This window comes from Pantanalinema rosaneae CENA516 (assembly GCF_050753385.1).
In the GTDB taxonomy this organism is placed as follows: Bacteria; Cyanobacteriota; Cyanobacteriia; order Leptolyngbyales; family Leptolyngbyaceae; genus Pantanalinema; species Pantanalinema rosaneae.
Genome location: NZ_JBLZFZ010000015.1, coordinates 68,439 through 84,778, shown reverse-complemented (window position 1 = coordinate 84,778; position 16,340 = coordinate 68,439). Strand labels below are relative to the sequence as shown.

Below are 16,340 nucleotides of genomic sequence, written 5' to 3'. Positions count from 1 at the left end.
TCTGCCTATTCTCGCCTATTGCTTCTCTATCTCCTGTATCATTCTTGCAATCCCTTGCGTTCTATCAGCCAATAGGTTTGCATTTCCCCTTTTCCCTTGACATCGATCGTGCCCCGTTCTGCCAGGTCATAGCGTTTTTTCAACCGCTCTTGCACAGCACTGGTCACTTGAATTCGCCCAGGTTCCCCTTGGGATTCCATCCGACTGGCAATATTAACTGTATCGCCCCACAGATCGTAAATAAATTTACGAGTACCAATAATTCCAGCGACGACTGGCCCCGTATGAATGCCAATCCTGAGGCTGATCGGTTGCTGATCTGGCGTTTTGAATTGCGTAATCGCTTGCTGCATATCCAGTGCCATATCCGCGATCGCCCAAACGTGATCAGGACGAGGTTTCGGTAGCCCGCCTACCACCATATAGGCATCGCCAATAGTTTTGATCTTTTCGAGTCTGTGGTGATCGGCAAGGGTGTCAAAGGTAGAAAAAATCTGGTTTAGGAGTTCGACGAGTTCTACAGGCGAGATGTGGGACGACAAGCCGGTGAAGTTGGCAATGTCGGCAAACAAAACGGTGGCTTCGGCAAAGCTATCCGCGATCGTGGTGGGTCGGCGTTTCAAGCGTTCGGCGATCGGTTGCGGCAGCACATTCAGCAGGAGGCGTTCGGCAACCTGGCGTTGTTGGCGGAGTTCGGCTTCGGTGGACTTGCGATCGCTAATATCGCGCACACTGCCTTCGTAGTAGGCTACTTTGCCATCTGGGGTTTTGATGGTACGAACATTTTCGGAAACCCAGATGGTAGTACCATCCTGGCGGTAGACTTCCGACTCAAATCCGGTAACGGAGTCAAACCGTCTTAGATAAGCTAATAGTTCATCTCGGCGACGGGGTTGGACATAAATTTGTGCGCCAATATCTGTGATTTTGGCAATTAACTCTTCCGGCGATGCATACCCGTACAGTTCCGCGAGAGTCGGATTGACATTAAGATATCGCCCGTCTGGGGTACTTTGAAAAATGCCTTCAGCCGCATTTTCAAAAATACTGCGATATTTCGCTTCCGCCTCTTGGAGTTCCGCTGTGCGTTGAGCCACCCGACGTTCTAACTCATCGGCTTGCTCCTTCAATTGCCGTTGCGATTCCCGTAGGGCTTCTTCTGCTTGTTTGCGATCGCTAATGTCATATAACGTAGTCAATAAGGTATGTTCACCCCCTAACACCAAAGGTTGCACAGACGCACATACCCAAAAAGCATCGCCATTGACTCGTTTTGCCTGGAGTTCGTAGTTCCGGACGATTCCCTCCGTTGCCAACAGTGCTTGCAGCCGATCGGCATCCGTTGGATGAACAAAAAACTCCGACAGTTTGCGATTTTTCAGTTGTTGAATTTCGATGCCTAATTGTTGGCTGGAAAATGTATTGGCATAGGTAATTGCCCCATCCGATCGTTGGGTCAAGATCATCAAAATCGGGGTGGATTCGGAAAGCGCCCGAAACAGTTCCTCGCTCTGGCGCATGGTTTCGACAGCCTGGGTATAAAGCTGATATTCCATCATGTCGCCATGCTCGGTCGTCGCCTGCAACATGATTTCTAGATCGGCTTTATCGCGGGAAACGGTTTCTAAAATCTCTTGCAGTGTTGCCTGAGCCAGTTTCCGTTCAGCAATTTCGGCTTGCAGTTGTTGGTTGGCTCGATGCAGTTCTGCCTCTACCATATCGCCATGTTCGGCGGTCGTTTGCAACGAAATTTCTAAATCATGATTGCGTTGCCGCAACCAATCCACCTCCTGACACAGACGGTTAATTTCTGCCAGCAGGGAGTCTGGGTCACGGTGGATTGACTGTGCCTCTGCCATGAGTGGGGTTACACAAATTCTAGGGTTAAGCTGGGCATCAAACGCTGCAAGTTTTTAAGGGATTTTGTCTGCCAGAGAATTTTGTCGGAGCCTTGAAAGGTCAGTTTGACATCCCCTTTTTCGCGCACCTTAACGACAAACATGGATAACATGCTAATTCCAGAACTATTGAGAAATTCTAGTTCTCGTAGATTAATGGTAAACTCCGGGGTTTCTTCTACTGCCTTGAGCAGAATATCCATCACGGGCTGATATTCTTCCATGCCATCTAAGCGGAGAAACCCCTGCAAGAAAACGGTGGCAGATGCCGGATCGTGGTGAATACAGTAATCGTCGGTTTTAATTTCCAAAGCTAGCAACTCCCAACTCGCTGACTCGATTCTTTTAAAGTGGGGCGATCGTGATGGCACAAACCCGCGATCGCTCACACATCCAAATACGCTAAAACATTAACTCGAAAAGTATCTGGGGTAGATTCTAACGACTCAAATTTCCAGCCAAATCTTGCCGAGTAGTCGTTCATCATCGTGAGGATTCCCATACTGGAACCGCCGCCGCCCATGGCTGTCTTTTCTAGCTGTTGCATATAAAACTCATCAATATCAGAGTTGAGAAGTTCCTGGATAAACTGTTGGTATTGCGCCACTCTGGAGTGCTCTGCATAGTTAATCGCATGGAAAATGATCTGACGTTCGTACAGGTATAACGAAATACTGATCGGCAGGTTTCCTGTCTCCTGGTTATATTTCACGGCATTTTCCAGCAGTTCGTTAGCGATATAGCTAACCGCCGCTTTAACCGTGTCCTGCCGATTAATTTTACTATCCGGGACTTCATCACCAGGGAAAAATGCGGCAAAGTAATCTCCTAAGAAGTCAGCCGACAGTCCATAGTTACCCCACCGTCGCCGTCGCGGAGCGGAACTGGGAGAAAAATGCAGCGTTAAATATTCGTCGCTGGCAGGAATCGTTTCAGTGAATTCTCCAAATGTCTGAATGGTACTGGTTTGATTCATAAACACCTTGACAAGATAAGGAGATCAAGTGTAAGGAACATACAACGCCAGCGTTAAGCGATCGCGATCGCGAGACAAGTTCCCTATACAGTTCTAATTTCTAATATTCCCAGGCTAATCCGTAAAAAATAGCAAATGTAGAAATAAGGTCGATCGCCCTAGCCAGAAATGATGCGATTTCTTCCTTGCTGCTTGGCGATATACAAGAGATGATCCGCCATATCAAGTAAGGTTTTAGCCGGTCGATCAGGGGTCGGCAAGATACTACTTACCCCCATACTCAATGTCACCTGTGAATGGCTAGCGGACTGGGCAGGTGAGATCTGAAGCTGTTGAATGGCGGTTTGAATCTGTTCTGCTACCACGATCGCCCCAGCCAGATCAGTTTGGGGCAAAATCGCCACAAATTCTTCGCCGCCATAGCGGGCAGCCAGATCACTGGGACGTTTGAGGCTGCGGGCAATCACTTGCGCCACGAGTTTGAGACAATCATCTCCAGCAAGATGCCCGTAGGTATCGTTATAGCGCTTGAAGTGATCAATATCACACAGGACGATCGCTAAAGGCTGGCGATCGCGGATCATTTGTTTCCACTGTTGCTCCAGGTATTCATCGAAGCGACGGCGATTGGCGATCTGAGTTAACCCGTCGATCGTGGCGAGGTGACGTTCCTCCCGCCATTTCTGATCCCACTGGGCATCCATGACATCCCCATGTTCCATGATGGTCTGGATAATAATTTCCAGATCATCACTGCGTTTGGATACCGCTTCTAGGAGCAGTTTTAGATTAGCTTCCGCCCGAATCCGTTCAGCGACTTCTAGCTTTAATTTTTGATTGGCAATCTGCAACTCTGCCTCAATCAGATCCCCATGCTCCGCAGTAGTAGACAGAGCAATTTGCAAATCCTGGTTTAAACGATCCAGTTGCTCAACTCGTTGCCGCAAGTGTTGAATTTCTGCCAGCAGTTGGGCTGTCTGGCTCTCCTCAGTCGGCGGGTGTTTGGTCATGCGATCAGGTAGGTGCTTGAGGTAGGTAAGAGCAGCAAAGAGGGGATAGGGGCGGCTCTATATATGAAGCGGTGCATCTTATCTACTGAGCATGATGGATTGAGGTATGGAATGGGCAACCTACTCTGATCGTATATTGATTTTCCCCTAACTTCTGTACTCCAAATGTAATGTCATTAAAGTTTTAATTTTTTGATAGAAAACTTGTGGCAAGTCACTGTTGTTTCAACACTAGTAGTGTAATATCATCAAAAACTTTCTGGTCACCGATATACTGCATCAGATCATGAATCAATGCCTGACGAATCTCACTGGCAGAACGATGACAATTTTGCTGTAACACTTGATGCATTCGCTCTAAACCGTATTGAGCCTTTTGATCATTCATTGCCTCTGTAATCCCATCGGTATAAAGGACGGCAATATCACCCGGTTTTAACTCTACCTTTGCCTCAGCAACGAAGGGCGTAATATCCTGTTCTAACCCTAATGGAAATCCTAAATCTAGGGTATCAATCTGCTCTAGTTTGCCATCCTGCCGGATAATAATTAGTTCCTCATGTTGTCCGGTTAACCGTAAAACTCCAGCTTCATATTCCAGAACAGCCAGGGTCATATTTTTGCGCGATCGCATCCGGCGGGTATTGTCATAAATAATCCGATTTACGGCATTTAAAAACTTAGCTGGATCGGTTTCACCATTGGCTAATAAGGTGCGAACAGCCGTTTGAGCCATAATCATCACGACTCCACTTTCTAAGCCGTGTCCAGTTACATCACCAATACTAATTTTGACTTTGCCATCATGCTGCATCACATCATAATAGTCCCCCCCGATTTCAGTCGCTGGTTCCATAAAACCTGCAATATCTAAACCCGCAACTTCTTTTAATTCGGCTTCGGAGGGCAGCAACATTTGTTGTAACCGCCGCGTCACATCTAGCTCAGCACTCATACGGAAATTTTCATTTTTTAAGCGCTGATTTAACTGAGAAACTTCCTGGTTTGCCTCGACTAAGGCGGCAGCTACATGGTTAAACGATGTCACCACTTCAGCTAATTCATCTTTGCTTTGAAGGGTGACACTGTCAGTCATTGTGCCTGCAACCATGCGTTTAGAAGCCGCACTTAAACTCCGAACGGTATCCATTACACCTTGATAAAAACCGATGAACAGATACATGACGATCGCCAGAATCACTAAAACAAATCCTGTTAAGCCAACTTGTTTCTGGAAGAAGCCATTAATCCGACGCTGCAACAGGAAATCAAGCTGATCGATCGTCGTATGCCATAGCCCAAATGTTTGTTGCAGGCTTTGATTGGCGGTTTGGAAATATACTGAAGGAGTTGGCGGCTCGTTGGCGTTAACTAATTGGTTAATTAAGTTAGCTAAATTATTCGTGCTTTGGGTTAACTCCTGTAAGGGTTCCGCTAATGCTGGTCGTAAGTTTCCAGCAGGATTATGATTAAATCCGACAGCCATCTTTTGCGTTAGTTCATTACTCTGTTGCTTGAGTGTTTCGGCTAAGACAATTAGTTGCGATCGCTCGATCGAGGTGAGTTTTTGATTAGAATTAATTTGTTGACTAATGAACCGGATGTCCGACAGAGTTTGCTGCATTTTTGGTAATCTGAGTAATGTAGCATCCATCAGATAGTAGGTATCGAGATCTGGGTCAAGAATTAAATTAGATTGGTCGCCAATCTGTAACCTTAAATATTCCAGTTGCCGCATTAGTTGTTTATAATCAGCGGCTCTAGCTTCAGAGCTGGATTGATGATTTGGCTCACGCAAAGTTTGCCAGCTTTCTCTTAATGCTTGAAATCGATCGGTAGATAAAAGTGTGCTGCCCAGTTCCTGTTCTACTTGTTGAATTGCAGTAAAATCCTGTTCAATTTTTGTTTGGAGTTGGGTAATTTCCGGCGATTGCGGCTCGGAATGACTGGAGTGATCAATTAATAATTGATATTCGGGTAAATGTTCACTTAATTGGTGCAATGGTCGCAGGTAAGAGTTACCCAGCATCTCCTTATGGGCAAAATCAACCCGATCCTGGACTTCTGACAGCAATAAATACATCACCAGGCTGAGTGGAATAAAAAAGATGCAACTAATCAGAGCAAACTTTTGCGGATACTTCAGTTGATTCATCAGGTACATAGCTGGTTTAAACAACTGGGTGAACTTGCTCATAAATCCTATAGAAATTCGTTGCTCATGCAAGACAATAAATCCCAACCTGTTCAACTCATGGGTTGGCTGATCGCGGTTGGTTGTTGATCCTGGTGGTGCAATCTCTATTCAATCAGCGGCGATCGAAACAAAGCAGGTTGTATTGTCTGCCTGTGCTGACATCAGGAAGGTAACCGTCATCCTTAACGGCATCCTGGTTTAGAGTGCCCTCAATTTTGTAGTGACTACCAAATTTTATGGCAGTTGAAATACTGTATTTGGAGAATTATTGTAATCATCACCCAGGCTAACTGAATCTGGCTATTACACGATTACAACGGTTTTAGGGGTGCTACCGGATAACCCTGGATTTAACTTTATCCGTATGAATCAGTGCTGCTAACAGAGGTTCTATCAGCAGAAGCCCGCCTCTATCGGTACTCTTAACTGTATATAGCAATCCTATTGGAATTGTGAGAGATTTTTTGCAGAACAACCCACTCACAACGCTTTCCCTAGCTCATAAATGATTTAAGAGGGTGTTTGAAAAGTCAAAATTGTTACCTGAACTGCCCCCCTAGCCCCCCAATTCTGGGGGGAACCGGATTCAAAGTCCCCCAGAATTAGGGGCTTAAAGCCCTACGGGTATACCAGAAAAGCGGGCAAGTGTAATCACTTTGATACTTTTAAAATATCCTCTAAGACGGGCTGTATATAGGAGGTAAGAATGGTCAGTGAAGGGCTAGTCAACTACAGAGCGCCAGCCTTCTGGTTCATACTCTCGCTGGATCCGAACTGTCCAAGTCCCTTGAGGGATAACGATCGGCTGGTGTTCTTCGTGGGTTAAGGTGGCTGTTGCAGATAACACCTTTAGATACAACGTGCCATCCCGTTCATATAACTCGGCATTGCCTGCACTAATCTGATGCCTGTGCCCGGTGACCTCTCCTTCTGCCAGGGTTAAATGCGGCAGCGGCGCGTTCCCGGTCTCTATACCTAACTGGGCTACTGGTAGCAGAATCACATCACCTTGGCGCATCGGTTGCATGAGTATTTCTCCTGCTGCTCACATATAGGGCAATTTTAAATTTATTCTACTGGCTTTCTTAGGTACGCATCGTCCTGTTCGATCGATCGCGCTCAACTCTCAATGGGATTGCTATACACTGAACAGAGTAGTAAGTATCAGGTGGTGAAACCCTTGCTGGACGAACAAGCGAAAAAAACCATACTGCGCAAAATTCCTCATGGGCTTTACATTTGTGGAGTCAAAGACGGGGAAGAGGTGAATGGCTTTACCGCAAGTTGGGTAATGCAAGCGTCGTTTACCCCTCCCCTGGTTGTGAACTGCGTCAAGCAGGACTCCAAATCCCATGCCATGATCCAAGCCAGTGGAGTGTTTGCCCTCAGCTTTTTAGAGGAAGGTCAAAAAGAACTAGCTCAAAAGTTCTTTAAGCCGCAACGCCGAGTTGGTAATAAGTTTGAGGATGTTGAGTTTTACGTGGGTGAAACGGGCTGCCCGATTATTTCAGATACGCTGGGTTATGTGGAATGCCGGGTAGTTGGCTCGGTTCCGCAGGGAGATCACACCGTCTTTGTCGGCGAAGTGATTGCGGCAGGGGTACATCGAGACGGGAATCCGCTCCTGTTGGAATCTACGGGTTGGCAATATGGAGGCTAAGCGACGATGCCATTGATTAAAGTGCAGACCTCGATCGCCCAACCAGAACAGGCTCAGGTAGAAACGCTGCTCAAAAACTTATCGGCTAGTCTAGCGAAGCATACGGGTAAACCAGAATCCTACGTGATGACGGCTTTTGAACCAGGGGTCAGCATGACTTTTGCCGGAACGTTTGATCCTGTGTGCTATGTCGAAGTCAAAAGTGTGGGGAGTATGAGTCCGACCCAAACGCAAGCCATGAGCCAGGACTTTTGCCAGCAGATTAGTGCCGCGATCGCAGTGCCAACGAATCGGATTTATATCGAATTTGCTGACGCGAAAGGGGCAATGTGGGGCTGGAACGGCTCAACCTTTGGTTAATCGCTATCCTGCAAATTGAAGTAACACCCGGCGATCGTCTGTGATTTAAGGCGATCGCCGGGTGTCGTCTTTGGGCTTTCTCCGGAAAGGTCGCCAATGATCCTGTTTCTATGACATAGATGCAGTCAGCCGCCTAATTTTGGCTGTCCCAGAACTACCCAAATCCCCTACCCATCAAGACTTTGAGCGAAGCTTATAGGTTAATAATGCATAAAGTGTGAATGTTTGATCATAAAGACTATAGGGAATGCTGTACCTGAGACTTGATTAAATTTTTGTGCCTAATGCAGCTTTTGACAGCATTATTAGTCAGACACAGCATAATCAGACCAATTAGTTTCATTGCCTGTGGTATGGGCATCTTGCCTGCTTAGGTCAGATTGCCACCCGTACTTTACTCAGTTTGCTGACCTAGATCCCTTCACTTGCTCTCCGAGGAATATAAAAATGGCTGGAAAGAAATTTCTACTTCCGATCGTTGGTGCTGCTGTCATTGCTGCCGGTGGTGTTGCCGCTTACTTATATCTCAAAAGTCCCTCTAAAGATATTGGCAATCCTCTGGCCAGTGCAGAAGTGGTGCCAGATAAAGCCTACATGGCAGCCTTCATTTCAACGAATGAAAACTCCTGGGCAAAACTGAGACAATTCGGTACACCGGAAGCCCAAAAGTTAGTCAATCAAGGGCTACAAGATCTGCAAAAAGAGATGTTGCAGGAGTCCAAACTGGATTACGAAAAAGATTTGAAACCCTGGATTGGCAATGTCATGATTGCTGTGCTTCCAGAAGATCCTCAGACCAAAAATGATGAGCCAGATGCGCTGATTGTGGTTGGGATTAAAGATAAAGTCGCTGCCCTGAACTTTGCTAAGAAAATGGAAAGTCAGGGGGGGGTAAAAAGCACCAAGAGTGATTATAAAGGTGTAGAAATCACGCAATTTACCAGTGCTGAAAAAGGCTCCCCCACCTATGCGGCGGTGCTACAGGATTTCCTGGTGATGGCGGGGGAAAAGCGGCTTGTTGAAAAGGCGATCGACACCTCTAAAGGTGGACCGTCTCTAGCCTCCAAGCCAGACGCCAAAGCAGCGTTGACAAAAAATATTGGGGTACAAAATCCCGTCGCGACCCTGTACTTGCTGGACTATGGCAATGCCATTCAAGAGTTGATAGCAAATAATCCCGAAGCTGGACAGTTGCCGCCTGCCACCTTAGAGCAAGTCAAGCAGGTGAAGTCTGTAGTAGCTGGTGTAGGTATTGATGATAGTGGAATTCGCTTGAAAGCGTTGGCGAATCTGAATCAGAATGCGAAAACCATTACCTATAAACCGGCTCCCGGTACGGTGGTATCCCTGTTTCCGACCGAAACCTTTGCCTTGGTGAGTGGGGCAGGCATTAGTCAGGTATGGTCGCAGGCAACCGAGCAAATCAATGCAACCCCCGAAGGTAAGCAAGTCCTGGATCAAATGCGGATGGGGGCTGGTATGGTCAATCTGGATTTGGATAAGGATGTCTTTGGCTGGATGGATGGTGAGTTCGGGATTGGCATGGTTCCCTCAAATCAGGGGCTACTGGCACAGGTTGGCTTTGGTGGAGTCATGATGTTTGACACCAGCGATCGCAAGACCGCCGAAAACACCTTTAAAAAGCTCGATGAGTTGGTGCAAGCCCAAGGGGTAACTGTGGGGCAACGCGATGTGCAGGGTAAGTCGGTGACGGAATGGACTGCCCCTGGAGCAGGAGCCTTAGTCGGACATGGTTGGTTGGATAACGATACGGTATTTGTGGCGATCGGCGGTGCTCTAGTAGACATGGTGGCAAACAAACCCAGTCAAGCTCTGGATAGTAGTGATAGCTTCAAGACCGTCACTGGTTCTCTACCCAAACAAAATCTCGGTTACTTCTACCTGGATATGGATAGAACCATGAATCTGATGAAGGGCACAGTGCTTGCCAGCCAATCCTCTGCCATTCCGCCTGAAACAATGGCAGTCTTAAACTCGATTCGTGGCGTTGGGATGACCTCCAGCCAACCCGATAAAACAACGGGTGAACTAGAGCTATTACTTGCCCTCAAGCCTGCGAACAAATAACTGCATGTCATACCAGGGGAGACAAGCAACTGACGCTAAGACTGCCCCTGGTTTTGGCTAGATAATGATCATCCCCCGATCGCTGGTCTAATGGGTCACGGCGATCGGGGGCATTTTTTGGCGATCTGTCCCCTGGACATGGACAACATGGGTTTAAAAAGAAAATCGCCTGACCCTTATAAGCCCCCAGGATCAGGCAGTCTACCTGTAAGGACGCTTTCCTAGCCGAAAAAACTAAACGAACGTAGTTGCCCCCTAGTTGTTTAGCTCTTCCGAGTGCGTTCCTCAGATGTATTTTTATAATGCTAGATCTTTCGCCTAAAAACCATCAGTATTCTACTCAATTTTAGATTTGCTTTAGTTGAAGTTAAATGGGCGTTCATCCGTGGATCAACGGGGATCGACTCAATTCCCGATTTAACTATCGCAAAACTGGGTTGAATTACCGTCTGATCAGGGTCTTCTAGCTTTCAACCGAGTGGAACAGATGCTAGGCTCGTAACAGTTAGGGCAACCATTTTGTGCCCTGCTACTGTGAGTCTGTTGCTTATGCTAATTCCGCTGACCCGCAAGACCTTCGAGACGCTGATTCCGCCTGTGGCAACGGGCGCTCAGTATATGTACTTCTGGGGTAAACTGCCGGATTTTCTGCGCCGCCTGCTGATTTCGGTTGTTGGCATGTTTGCAGTTTTGTTAACTCGGGTGCTATTTCTAGGGGAAGGGTTTGAGTTCCTTCTCCTGTTTGCTGGGATTGCCGTGGGTCTGTATTGGCTCTGGGCACCGATTCTGTGGGCAAGTCTGCGGAATCTGGAGTATCGCAAATATAACTATACGGGCTTTTGGCGCGGGGAAGTGCTGGATGTCTTTATCACAGAAGAACTGATTGGGCAGGAAGAGACAGTCAACCCCCGTGGGGATCTGGTGATTGTCGAGAATCGCGAACGCTGTCTGAACCTTGAGGTTGGTGACGATACGGGGTTTGCGACCCGCCTGCGAGTTCCCCTAAAGCGGAATTATGAAGCGATCGACATTGGTGATCCAGCCGAGATGCTGGTGTTGTCGAGCCGCAGCGACCTCAGTCGGATTATGCGAACGTCGGACATCTACATTCCGAATAACAAGATTTGGGTGAGTGATTACCCTTACCTGCAACGGGATGCCTTTGTGGATGTGAGTCGGCGGTTACGGGCACGCAGTCAGTCAGAGGCAGATTATCCTGAAGAACCCCGCCGCACCTCGAAGCGAACGCCCCGGACTGGATACAACGATCGTGCTCCATCGCGACGATCGTCCCAACGCCCAACGCCCTCAGAGGATTACTCTGATTCTTACTCCGATGGGAATGTCCGGGAACCCTATCCCGCCGAACGGCGATCGAGTCGTCGTCGCCCAACTAACCCACGGAACGTGGACTATGAGGCTGTCGATCGCCGGAATGATGCGGCGGATGACTGGGAGAGGGATAACTACCGCAACGATCGTGATCCGGGCTATTCTCGGCGCTCTACTCCTGCATCTAGTCGTTCTCGGCGGCGCTCGACCTCGCGGCGGAAACCCACGATCGATTGGTAAGGTCTAACCGATACCACTCTGATCCCGTCCATACGCCTGCCATGCCAGATCCACCAGTCCATTGACGATCGCAGCGGCAACCACAGCGCTCCCTTTGCGACCTTCGACCCGAATATGGGGAATGAGTGAGTCGGCTAGCCGCTCTTTGGCAGCATCCATGCCGACGAAGCCGGAGGGAGTACCAATCACGAGTGCTGGACGGATTTCCTCCGCTTCAATCAGTTCGACGATCGCGGTCAGGGCTGTTTGGGCTTGACCCACCACAAAGATGCCTTCGGGATAGCGACGTGCCAGGGTTTCAATCCCCCAGGCGGCTCGACTTTTCTCCTTTTGGGGGCGGGTAATTGCTTCCATGCTGCAATAAACCGGGTTGGCAAAGGTGTTTTGGATATTGGGAGCAATCCCTACCTGTACCATTGGCACATCTACGACTACGGTGGTGCGGGCAGCCAGGGCCGCGGCCCCCGATTGGAGTGCCAATTCCGAAAACCGAATCAGGGATTTGTATTCAAAGTCAGCCGTTGCATAAATCACCCGACGCACAATTTCATACTCGGCGGGAGAAAAGGCATGCTCACCAATTTCGCGATCGATGATTGCCAAGCTTTGGGCATCTGTAGCATGCCATTCCATCGGGACTCCTTCCAGCACAATCAAATCAGCGACAGTTCTAAAAACTGTACTACCTAGCAACAGAATATAATTAACCACCGATTCATCGCTAGAGTAAGCAATAGAGATAGAGCAGGATAAAGATTGGAATGTCGTCTTATCGGGTCTTTGAGCAATCGATCCAAATTCGTGCCAGTGCGATCGCGGTGGAGCGGTGTCTGACGGATTTAACTTTAATGCATCGCTGGCTAAATCCGGCACTGCGCTGTGAACCAGTGGGGGGTGAGTGGTCTACTGACCTGGGTAGTCAAAGTCGGTTTGTCATCCAGGTGCCGTTGCTCCAGCCAACGCTCAAGAGTGTGGTGATTGAGCGGGAACCGGGCTTGATTGTTTGGGGCTTTAACGGCTTTTTTCAGGGACGCGATCGCTGGGAGTGTAATCCTGAGCTAGAACAGACTCGTTTAGTCAATCGCTTCGAGTTTAATATTCCTAATTCCCTGGTACGGTTTGGGTTTGATACCTTTGCCGCCACCTGGACGCAACAGGATATGCAGGCGCAACTGCGGCGCTTGAAACAAGTGGCTGAGGCGGTTTATTTAAGTCAGCAGTGACCGGGGTTAGTTGATTGACCGACACAACTCAAACCGCCCTCACCCCAACCCCTCTCCCAGAGCGGGCGAGGGGCTTTCGATCCAGCCAGAATTAGTCTTCGATCGCGTCTAACAGTTCCCGAATCACCGAGGCATCGTCGGCAGTCGGCATCAGTGCCAGGTAATCTTCCAGGTCTTGCCGCGCTTCGGTGAGTCGATTCAGGCGATAGTAAAGAATGCCGCGATCGCGTAACTCAATCGGGGCTTGCGGAGATAACAAGAGAATCCGTTCGATCGCGGCGAGGGCTTTGGGGAGATTGCCCTGATTCACATAAATCATTTTCAGGTTGGTCAACATGCGAACCAGGAATTGCCGGGAACTGACGGGTTGAAAAAAGGCGGGTCGGAGTTCTACCGATTGGCGAAATACCTGGTTCAAGCGCTCCTGACAATCTTCGAGAAAGAGAACTTCACCTTGATTGAATGGATCAACAAAGACCTCCATTTCTTGCACAGTCGGACGGATTAAAAAATGTCCGGGCATACCAATGCCGACCATGGGAAAATCAATCCGGCGGGCGATCGCCAGATAAAGCAGCGATAAGCTAATGGGAATGCCAGTGCGGCGATCGATCACATCATTTAAGAAACTATTACGTGGATCATAATAGTTATCTGTATTGCCTTGATAACCGAGGTCATCATACAAATAGCCGTTAATGGTTTGAATAATTTTGAGGGGATAGGGTTCGCTGGGTAGCCGCTCCAGGACTTCCATTGCCATCGTGTCGATCGCGTTTAGATAGTCATCCACATCCAGGCTGGGATACTCTTCTAGAGCTAGATAAAGTGCGGCTTTTTCTAAGCAAATTTGCTCATCCGGTTGATGAACCTCTTGATAAAAAAATTGTCGTCCAAGGGGGAATTCCATAGGTTAATCAGATTAATCGGAGTAATCTTTTCCAGCCCCATATTGGAAGGCTTGGAGCCAGCGATGATAGTAATATTGCGGTACGGGGGCAAGATTTTTGGCAGATGATTCTAAGGTATGGGCAATTGCAAACAATGCTGTGTAGTTAGCGAGATTGATGTAGTGAACCAGCCAATCTAAGATCGTCATCCAGCCAACTTGGGGCAGAATTTGTAAAACTAATTGAGGGTAGGCGATCGAGGTACGAATTAAGGTTTGAAATAACGCTGGGAATTGGACGACATCCTGTAGAAAGGGTTTCAATACTGGTTCGCCCAAGGCTGCCATTTGCTCAAACACACTGGATAGCAATTGGTTGATTTGGTTTGGCGGAATTGTTTGATGAATGCCAACACTCATTGCCCGTTGGAATAACCAGGTCACGGCTAAATTGGGCTGATAGGGTTGCAAGAGAGCTAATGCCGAGCGATCGAGGCTATCGGTCTGCAATGCTTCATGAATGCCATCCGTCAACCGCTGGAGATGGCGGATCATGGCACCAAACCCCCCAAAACTGAGCGGCGATTGACTCCCACTGCTATCTCCGATCGCTAAAATACGATGCCACTGTGGCTTTAACGGGCTTTGACGGTAGCAGGGAAAACAGCCGAATAAGGCTCGTTGGAAGTTTAACTGCTCTAATGTCACCTGCTGATAGTCCGGCAAGAGGCGAAAATACTCGTCAAATAACGCTTCCAGGCTGAGGCGATCGGGATGGGCATCCAGATAGGTGAACAAGTAAGTGGTGCGTCCATCTCTGGCGGGAAACGCTTCCCAAAAGTATTGGCATTGGTTTTGAATCGGTGTGAAGGAGACAAGCAAATCCCCAGTGTCATTGTGAGGAAATCCAGTTGCACAGGTGCCGACGACTAAACAAACGGCATCGGGTCGCTTGCCCTGCCGCGATTGCCGGACGATCGGCGAAAAGTGTCCCATGGCATCCAGTAGGAGCCGAGTCGGGAAGGATTGCTGTTCGGTTTGGATTTCCACCCCATTCGGATGCACGATCGCTCCAGTAAATGCCATTTGCTCAAATAGTTGTCCGCCCTGGGTAAGAAACCGTTGTTTCAGGGTTTCCAGGAGATAAACCGGATCGACTCCAATGTTTAAAACATCTCGTACCCAGAGGTCAGAGCCACCTAAGAAGCTGATGCGGGCTGGATTGTATTCTGTGGCGATCGCCTGGTCGAGCTCGGCTGCCGTCAATAGACCCAATTCCACCAATACCTGTAACTCATGGCGAGAAATATTCCATTCCTGTTGCCGTCCCCGCAGTGTCCCCCGTTCCAGCAGAGCTACTCGCCAACCCCGTTGAACTAAGGCAGTGCCGACTAAAATCCCTAAGGTGCCACCACAAATCACCACATCCCAGGCGATTGTTGCCAGGTGGTCAGAGCATTCCTGCACCACGTTGGGTACAGGTAAGGTGTTCTCCCGTAAACCTCGCCATAATTCATCTGTCCGGCGCAGTCCAGCCAGGGCATTGCCAGGAAGTTGGGACAGAATAGTTTCAGTCTGCATCATAACCAGTGGGTGAATTTGCCTTCAGCCCTTAAATTAACGCGATCGGTGGCTACTCATGGATCGAAAAAAAGAGGACGTTACTCAGAACGTCCCCTCACATTGTCCCTCCAGGTATCAAGTCATCTACTTGATAGTTGACCAAACTTCATGCGGTAACCGGTATCGCCAATTTCTATACCCCCACGGCGGTCTTAGTGGTGGGCTTCACTCCATTAGGCTCCACAGACTGACCTTCGATGAAGGAGCGTAACATCCAAGCCATCTCCTCATGTTCTTCCATTAAGCCAGTCAGAAAGTCGGCTGTCCCCTCATCATGGAACTCATCGCTACAGCGATCGATCTGTTCCCGCAGGTTACGAATGATTTGCTCATGATCGTTGACCAATTGAGCCACCATATCAGTTGCGTTAGGGATCGTATCGGGAGTTTCTTTCAAGGTTGCTGAGTTAAGGAAACCAGCTAAAGTACCGATCGGGTAGCCACCCAACATCCGTACCCGCTCAGCACAAGCATCAATATTTTGCGTTAATGCCTCGTAATGCTCTTCCCATAATTGATGCAGGGTTCTAAACTGGGGTCCGATCACATCCCAATGAAATTTTTTAGTTTTTACTAACAGTAAATAGGCATCTGCAACGTCCTGGTTCAGGAGTTCAATCACACCCTGACGCTGTTCTTCTGTCAATCCAATATTAATTCTGTCCATTGCCCAATACTTGCTTTTCAACGTCGCTTACTAGTACAACAAATTTATTGATAACAGACATCAATCATCGGAGGGAGAGATGTTGGTACAGAGATCTTTCTTGAGATGAGATTCAATGAAGATAATGGGTTAACCGATTAGATTAGCTCTAGGATGATTGCTGATTTAAGGCTTAAA

Annotated in this window: 15 protein-coding genes; 5 read left to right on the top strand and 10 right to left on the bottom strand. The window is 48.2% G+C overall.

Annotation, left to right across the window (positions count from 1 at the left end; all coding sequences use genetic code 11):
* Positions 1-38 precede the first annotated feature (38 nt).
* From ACN4EK_RS11210 to ACN4EK_RS11185, 6 genes are all read right to left on the bottom strand, one after another.
* A complete protein-coding gene (locus ACN4EK_RS11210; protein ID WP_431657957.1) occupies positions 39-1,859 on the bottom strand; it encodes an adenylate/guanylate cyclase domain-containing protein in 1,821 nt (606 codons plus the stop codon).
* 8 nt (positions 1,860-1,867) lie between these two features.
* A complete protein-coding gene (locus ACN4EK_RS11205; protein WP_431657956.1) occupies positions 1,868-2,209 on the bottom strand; it encodes a slr1659 superfamily regulator in 342 nt (113 codons plus the stop codon).
* Positions 2,210-2,283: 74 nt separating this feature from the next.
* A complete protein-coding gene (locus ACN4EK_RS11200; protein WP_431657955.1) occupies positions 2,284-2,874 on the bottom strand; it encodes a slr1658 family protein in 591 nt (196 codons plus the stop codon).
* Positions 2,875-3,032: 158 nt separating this feature from the next.
* Positions 3,033-3,884 (bottom strand): diguanylate cyclase, encoded by an 852-nt coding sequence (locus ACN4EK_RS11195; protein ID WP_431657954.1) that lies wholly within the window; start codon positions 3,882-3,884, stop codon positions 3,033-3,035.
* Between the two features lie 214 nt (positions 3,885-4,098).
* Entirely contained in the window at positions 4,099-6,081 is a 1,983-nt protein-coding gene (locus ACN4EK_RS11190) for a SpoIIE family protein phosphatase (RefSeq protein ID WP_431657953.1), read from the bottom strand.
* 721 nt (positions 6,082-6,802) lie between these two features.
* Complete coding sequence (locus ACN4EK_RS11185; RefSeq protein WP_431657952.1) at positions 6,803-7,108, bottom strand: hypothetical protein; 306 nt, start codon at positions 7,106-7,108, stop codon at positions 6,803-6,805.
* A gap of 102 nt (positions 7,109-7,210) precedes the next feature.
* On the opposite strand from ACN4EK_RS11185, the gene ACN4EK_RS11180 reads away from it, so the two are divergent.
* The 4 genes from ACN4EK_RS11180 (at position 7,211) to ACN4EK_RS11165 (ending at position 11,761) form a co-directional block, all read left to right on the top strand.
* Positions 7,211-7,741 (top strand): flavin reductase family protein, encoded by a 531-nt coding sequence (locus ACN4EK_RS11180; protein WP_431657951.1) that lies wholly within the window; start codon positions 7,211-7,213, stop codon positions 7,739-7,741.
* 6 nt (positions 7,742-7,747) lie between these two features.
* The gene (locus tag ACN4EK_RS11175) at positions 7,748-8,101 is read left to right on the top strand and encodes a phenylpyruvate tautomerase MIF-related protein (RefSeq protein WP_431657950.1); all 354 of its coding nucleotides are present in this window, start codon (positions 7,748-7,750) and stop codon (positions 8,099-8,101) included.
* A 447-nt stretch (positions 8,102-8,548) separates the two neighbouring features.
* Positions 8,549-10,189, top strand: coding sequence for a DUF3352 domain-containing protein (locus tag ACN4EK_RS11170; RefSeq protein WP_431657948.1), 1,641 nt, complete (start codon positions 8,549-8,551; stop codon positions 10,187-10,189).
* A gap of 549 nt (positions 10,190-10,738) precedes the next feature.
* Entirely contained in the window at positions 10,739-11,761 is a 1,023-nt protein-coding gene (locus ACN4EK_RS11165; protein WP_431657947.1) for a phosphate ABC transporter permease, read from the top strand.
* Between the two features lie 3 nt (positions 11,762-11,764).
* On the opposite strand, the gene ACN4EK_RS11160 is transcribed toward ACN4EK_RS11165, so the two are convergent.
* Positions 11,765-12,394 carry a precorrin-8X methylmutase gene (locus ACN4EK_RS11160; RefSeq protein WP_431657946.1) on the bottom strand — a complete coding sequence of 210 codons (630 nt, stop codon included), beginning with the start codon at positions 12,392-12,394 and terminating at the stop codon, positions 11,765-11,767.
* Positions 12,395-12,522: 128 nt separating this feature from the next.
* Here ACN4EK_RS11160 and ACN4EK_RS11155 point away from each other — a divergent pair, with 128 nt between their 5' ends.
* On the top strand, positions 12,523-12,984 hold the full coding sequence (locus tag ACN4EK_RS11155; protein ID WP_431657945.1) for an SRPBCC family protein: 462 nt from the start codon (positions 12,523-12,525) through the stop codon (positions 12,982-12,984).
* Positions 12,985-13,075: 91 nt separating this feature from the next.
* Here the strand turns inward: ACN4EK_RS11155 and ACN4EK_RS11150 are convergent, their stop codons facing one another.
* The 3 genes from ACN4EK_RS11150 to ACN4EK_RS11140 all read right to left on the bottom strand — a co-directional run bounded on the left by ACN4EK_RS11150 (position 13,076) and on the right by ACN4EK_RS11140 (position 16,163).
* Positions 13,076-13,894 carry a SirB1 family protein gene (locus tag ACN4EK_RS11150; protein ID WP_431657944.1) on the bottom strand — a complete coding sequence of 273 codons (819 nt, stop codon included), beginning with the start codon at positions 13,892-13,894 and terminating at the stop codon, positions 13,076-13,078.
* A 12-nt stretch (positions 13,895-13,906) separates the two neighbouring features.
* Positions 13,907-15,457 carry an FAD-dependent oxidoreductase gene (locus ACN4EK_RS11145; protein ID WP_431657943.1) on the bottom strand — a complete coding sequence of 517 codons (1,551 nt, stop codon included), beginning with the start codon at positions 15,455-15,457 and terminating at the stop codon, positions 13,907-13,909.
* Positions 15,458-15,629: 172 nt separating this feature from the next.
* Positions 15,630-16,163, bottom strand: a complete 534-nt coding sequence (locus ACN4EK_RS11140; RefSeq protein ID WP_431657942.1) for a Dps family protein — start codon at positions 16,161-16,163, stop codon at positions 15,630-15,632.
* Between the last annotated feature and the right edge of the window lie 177 nt (positions 16,164-16,340).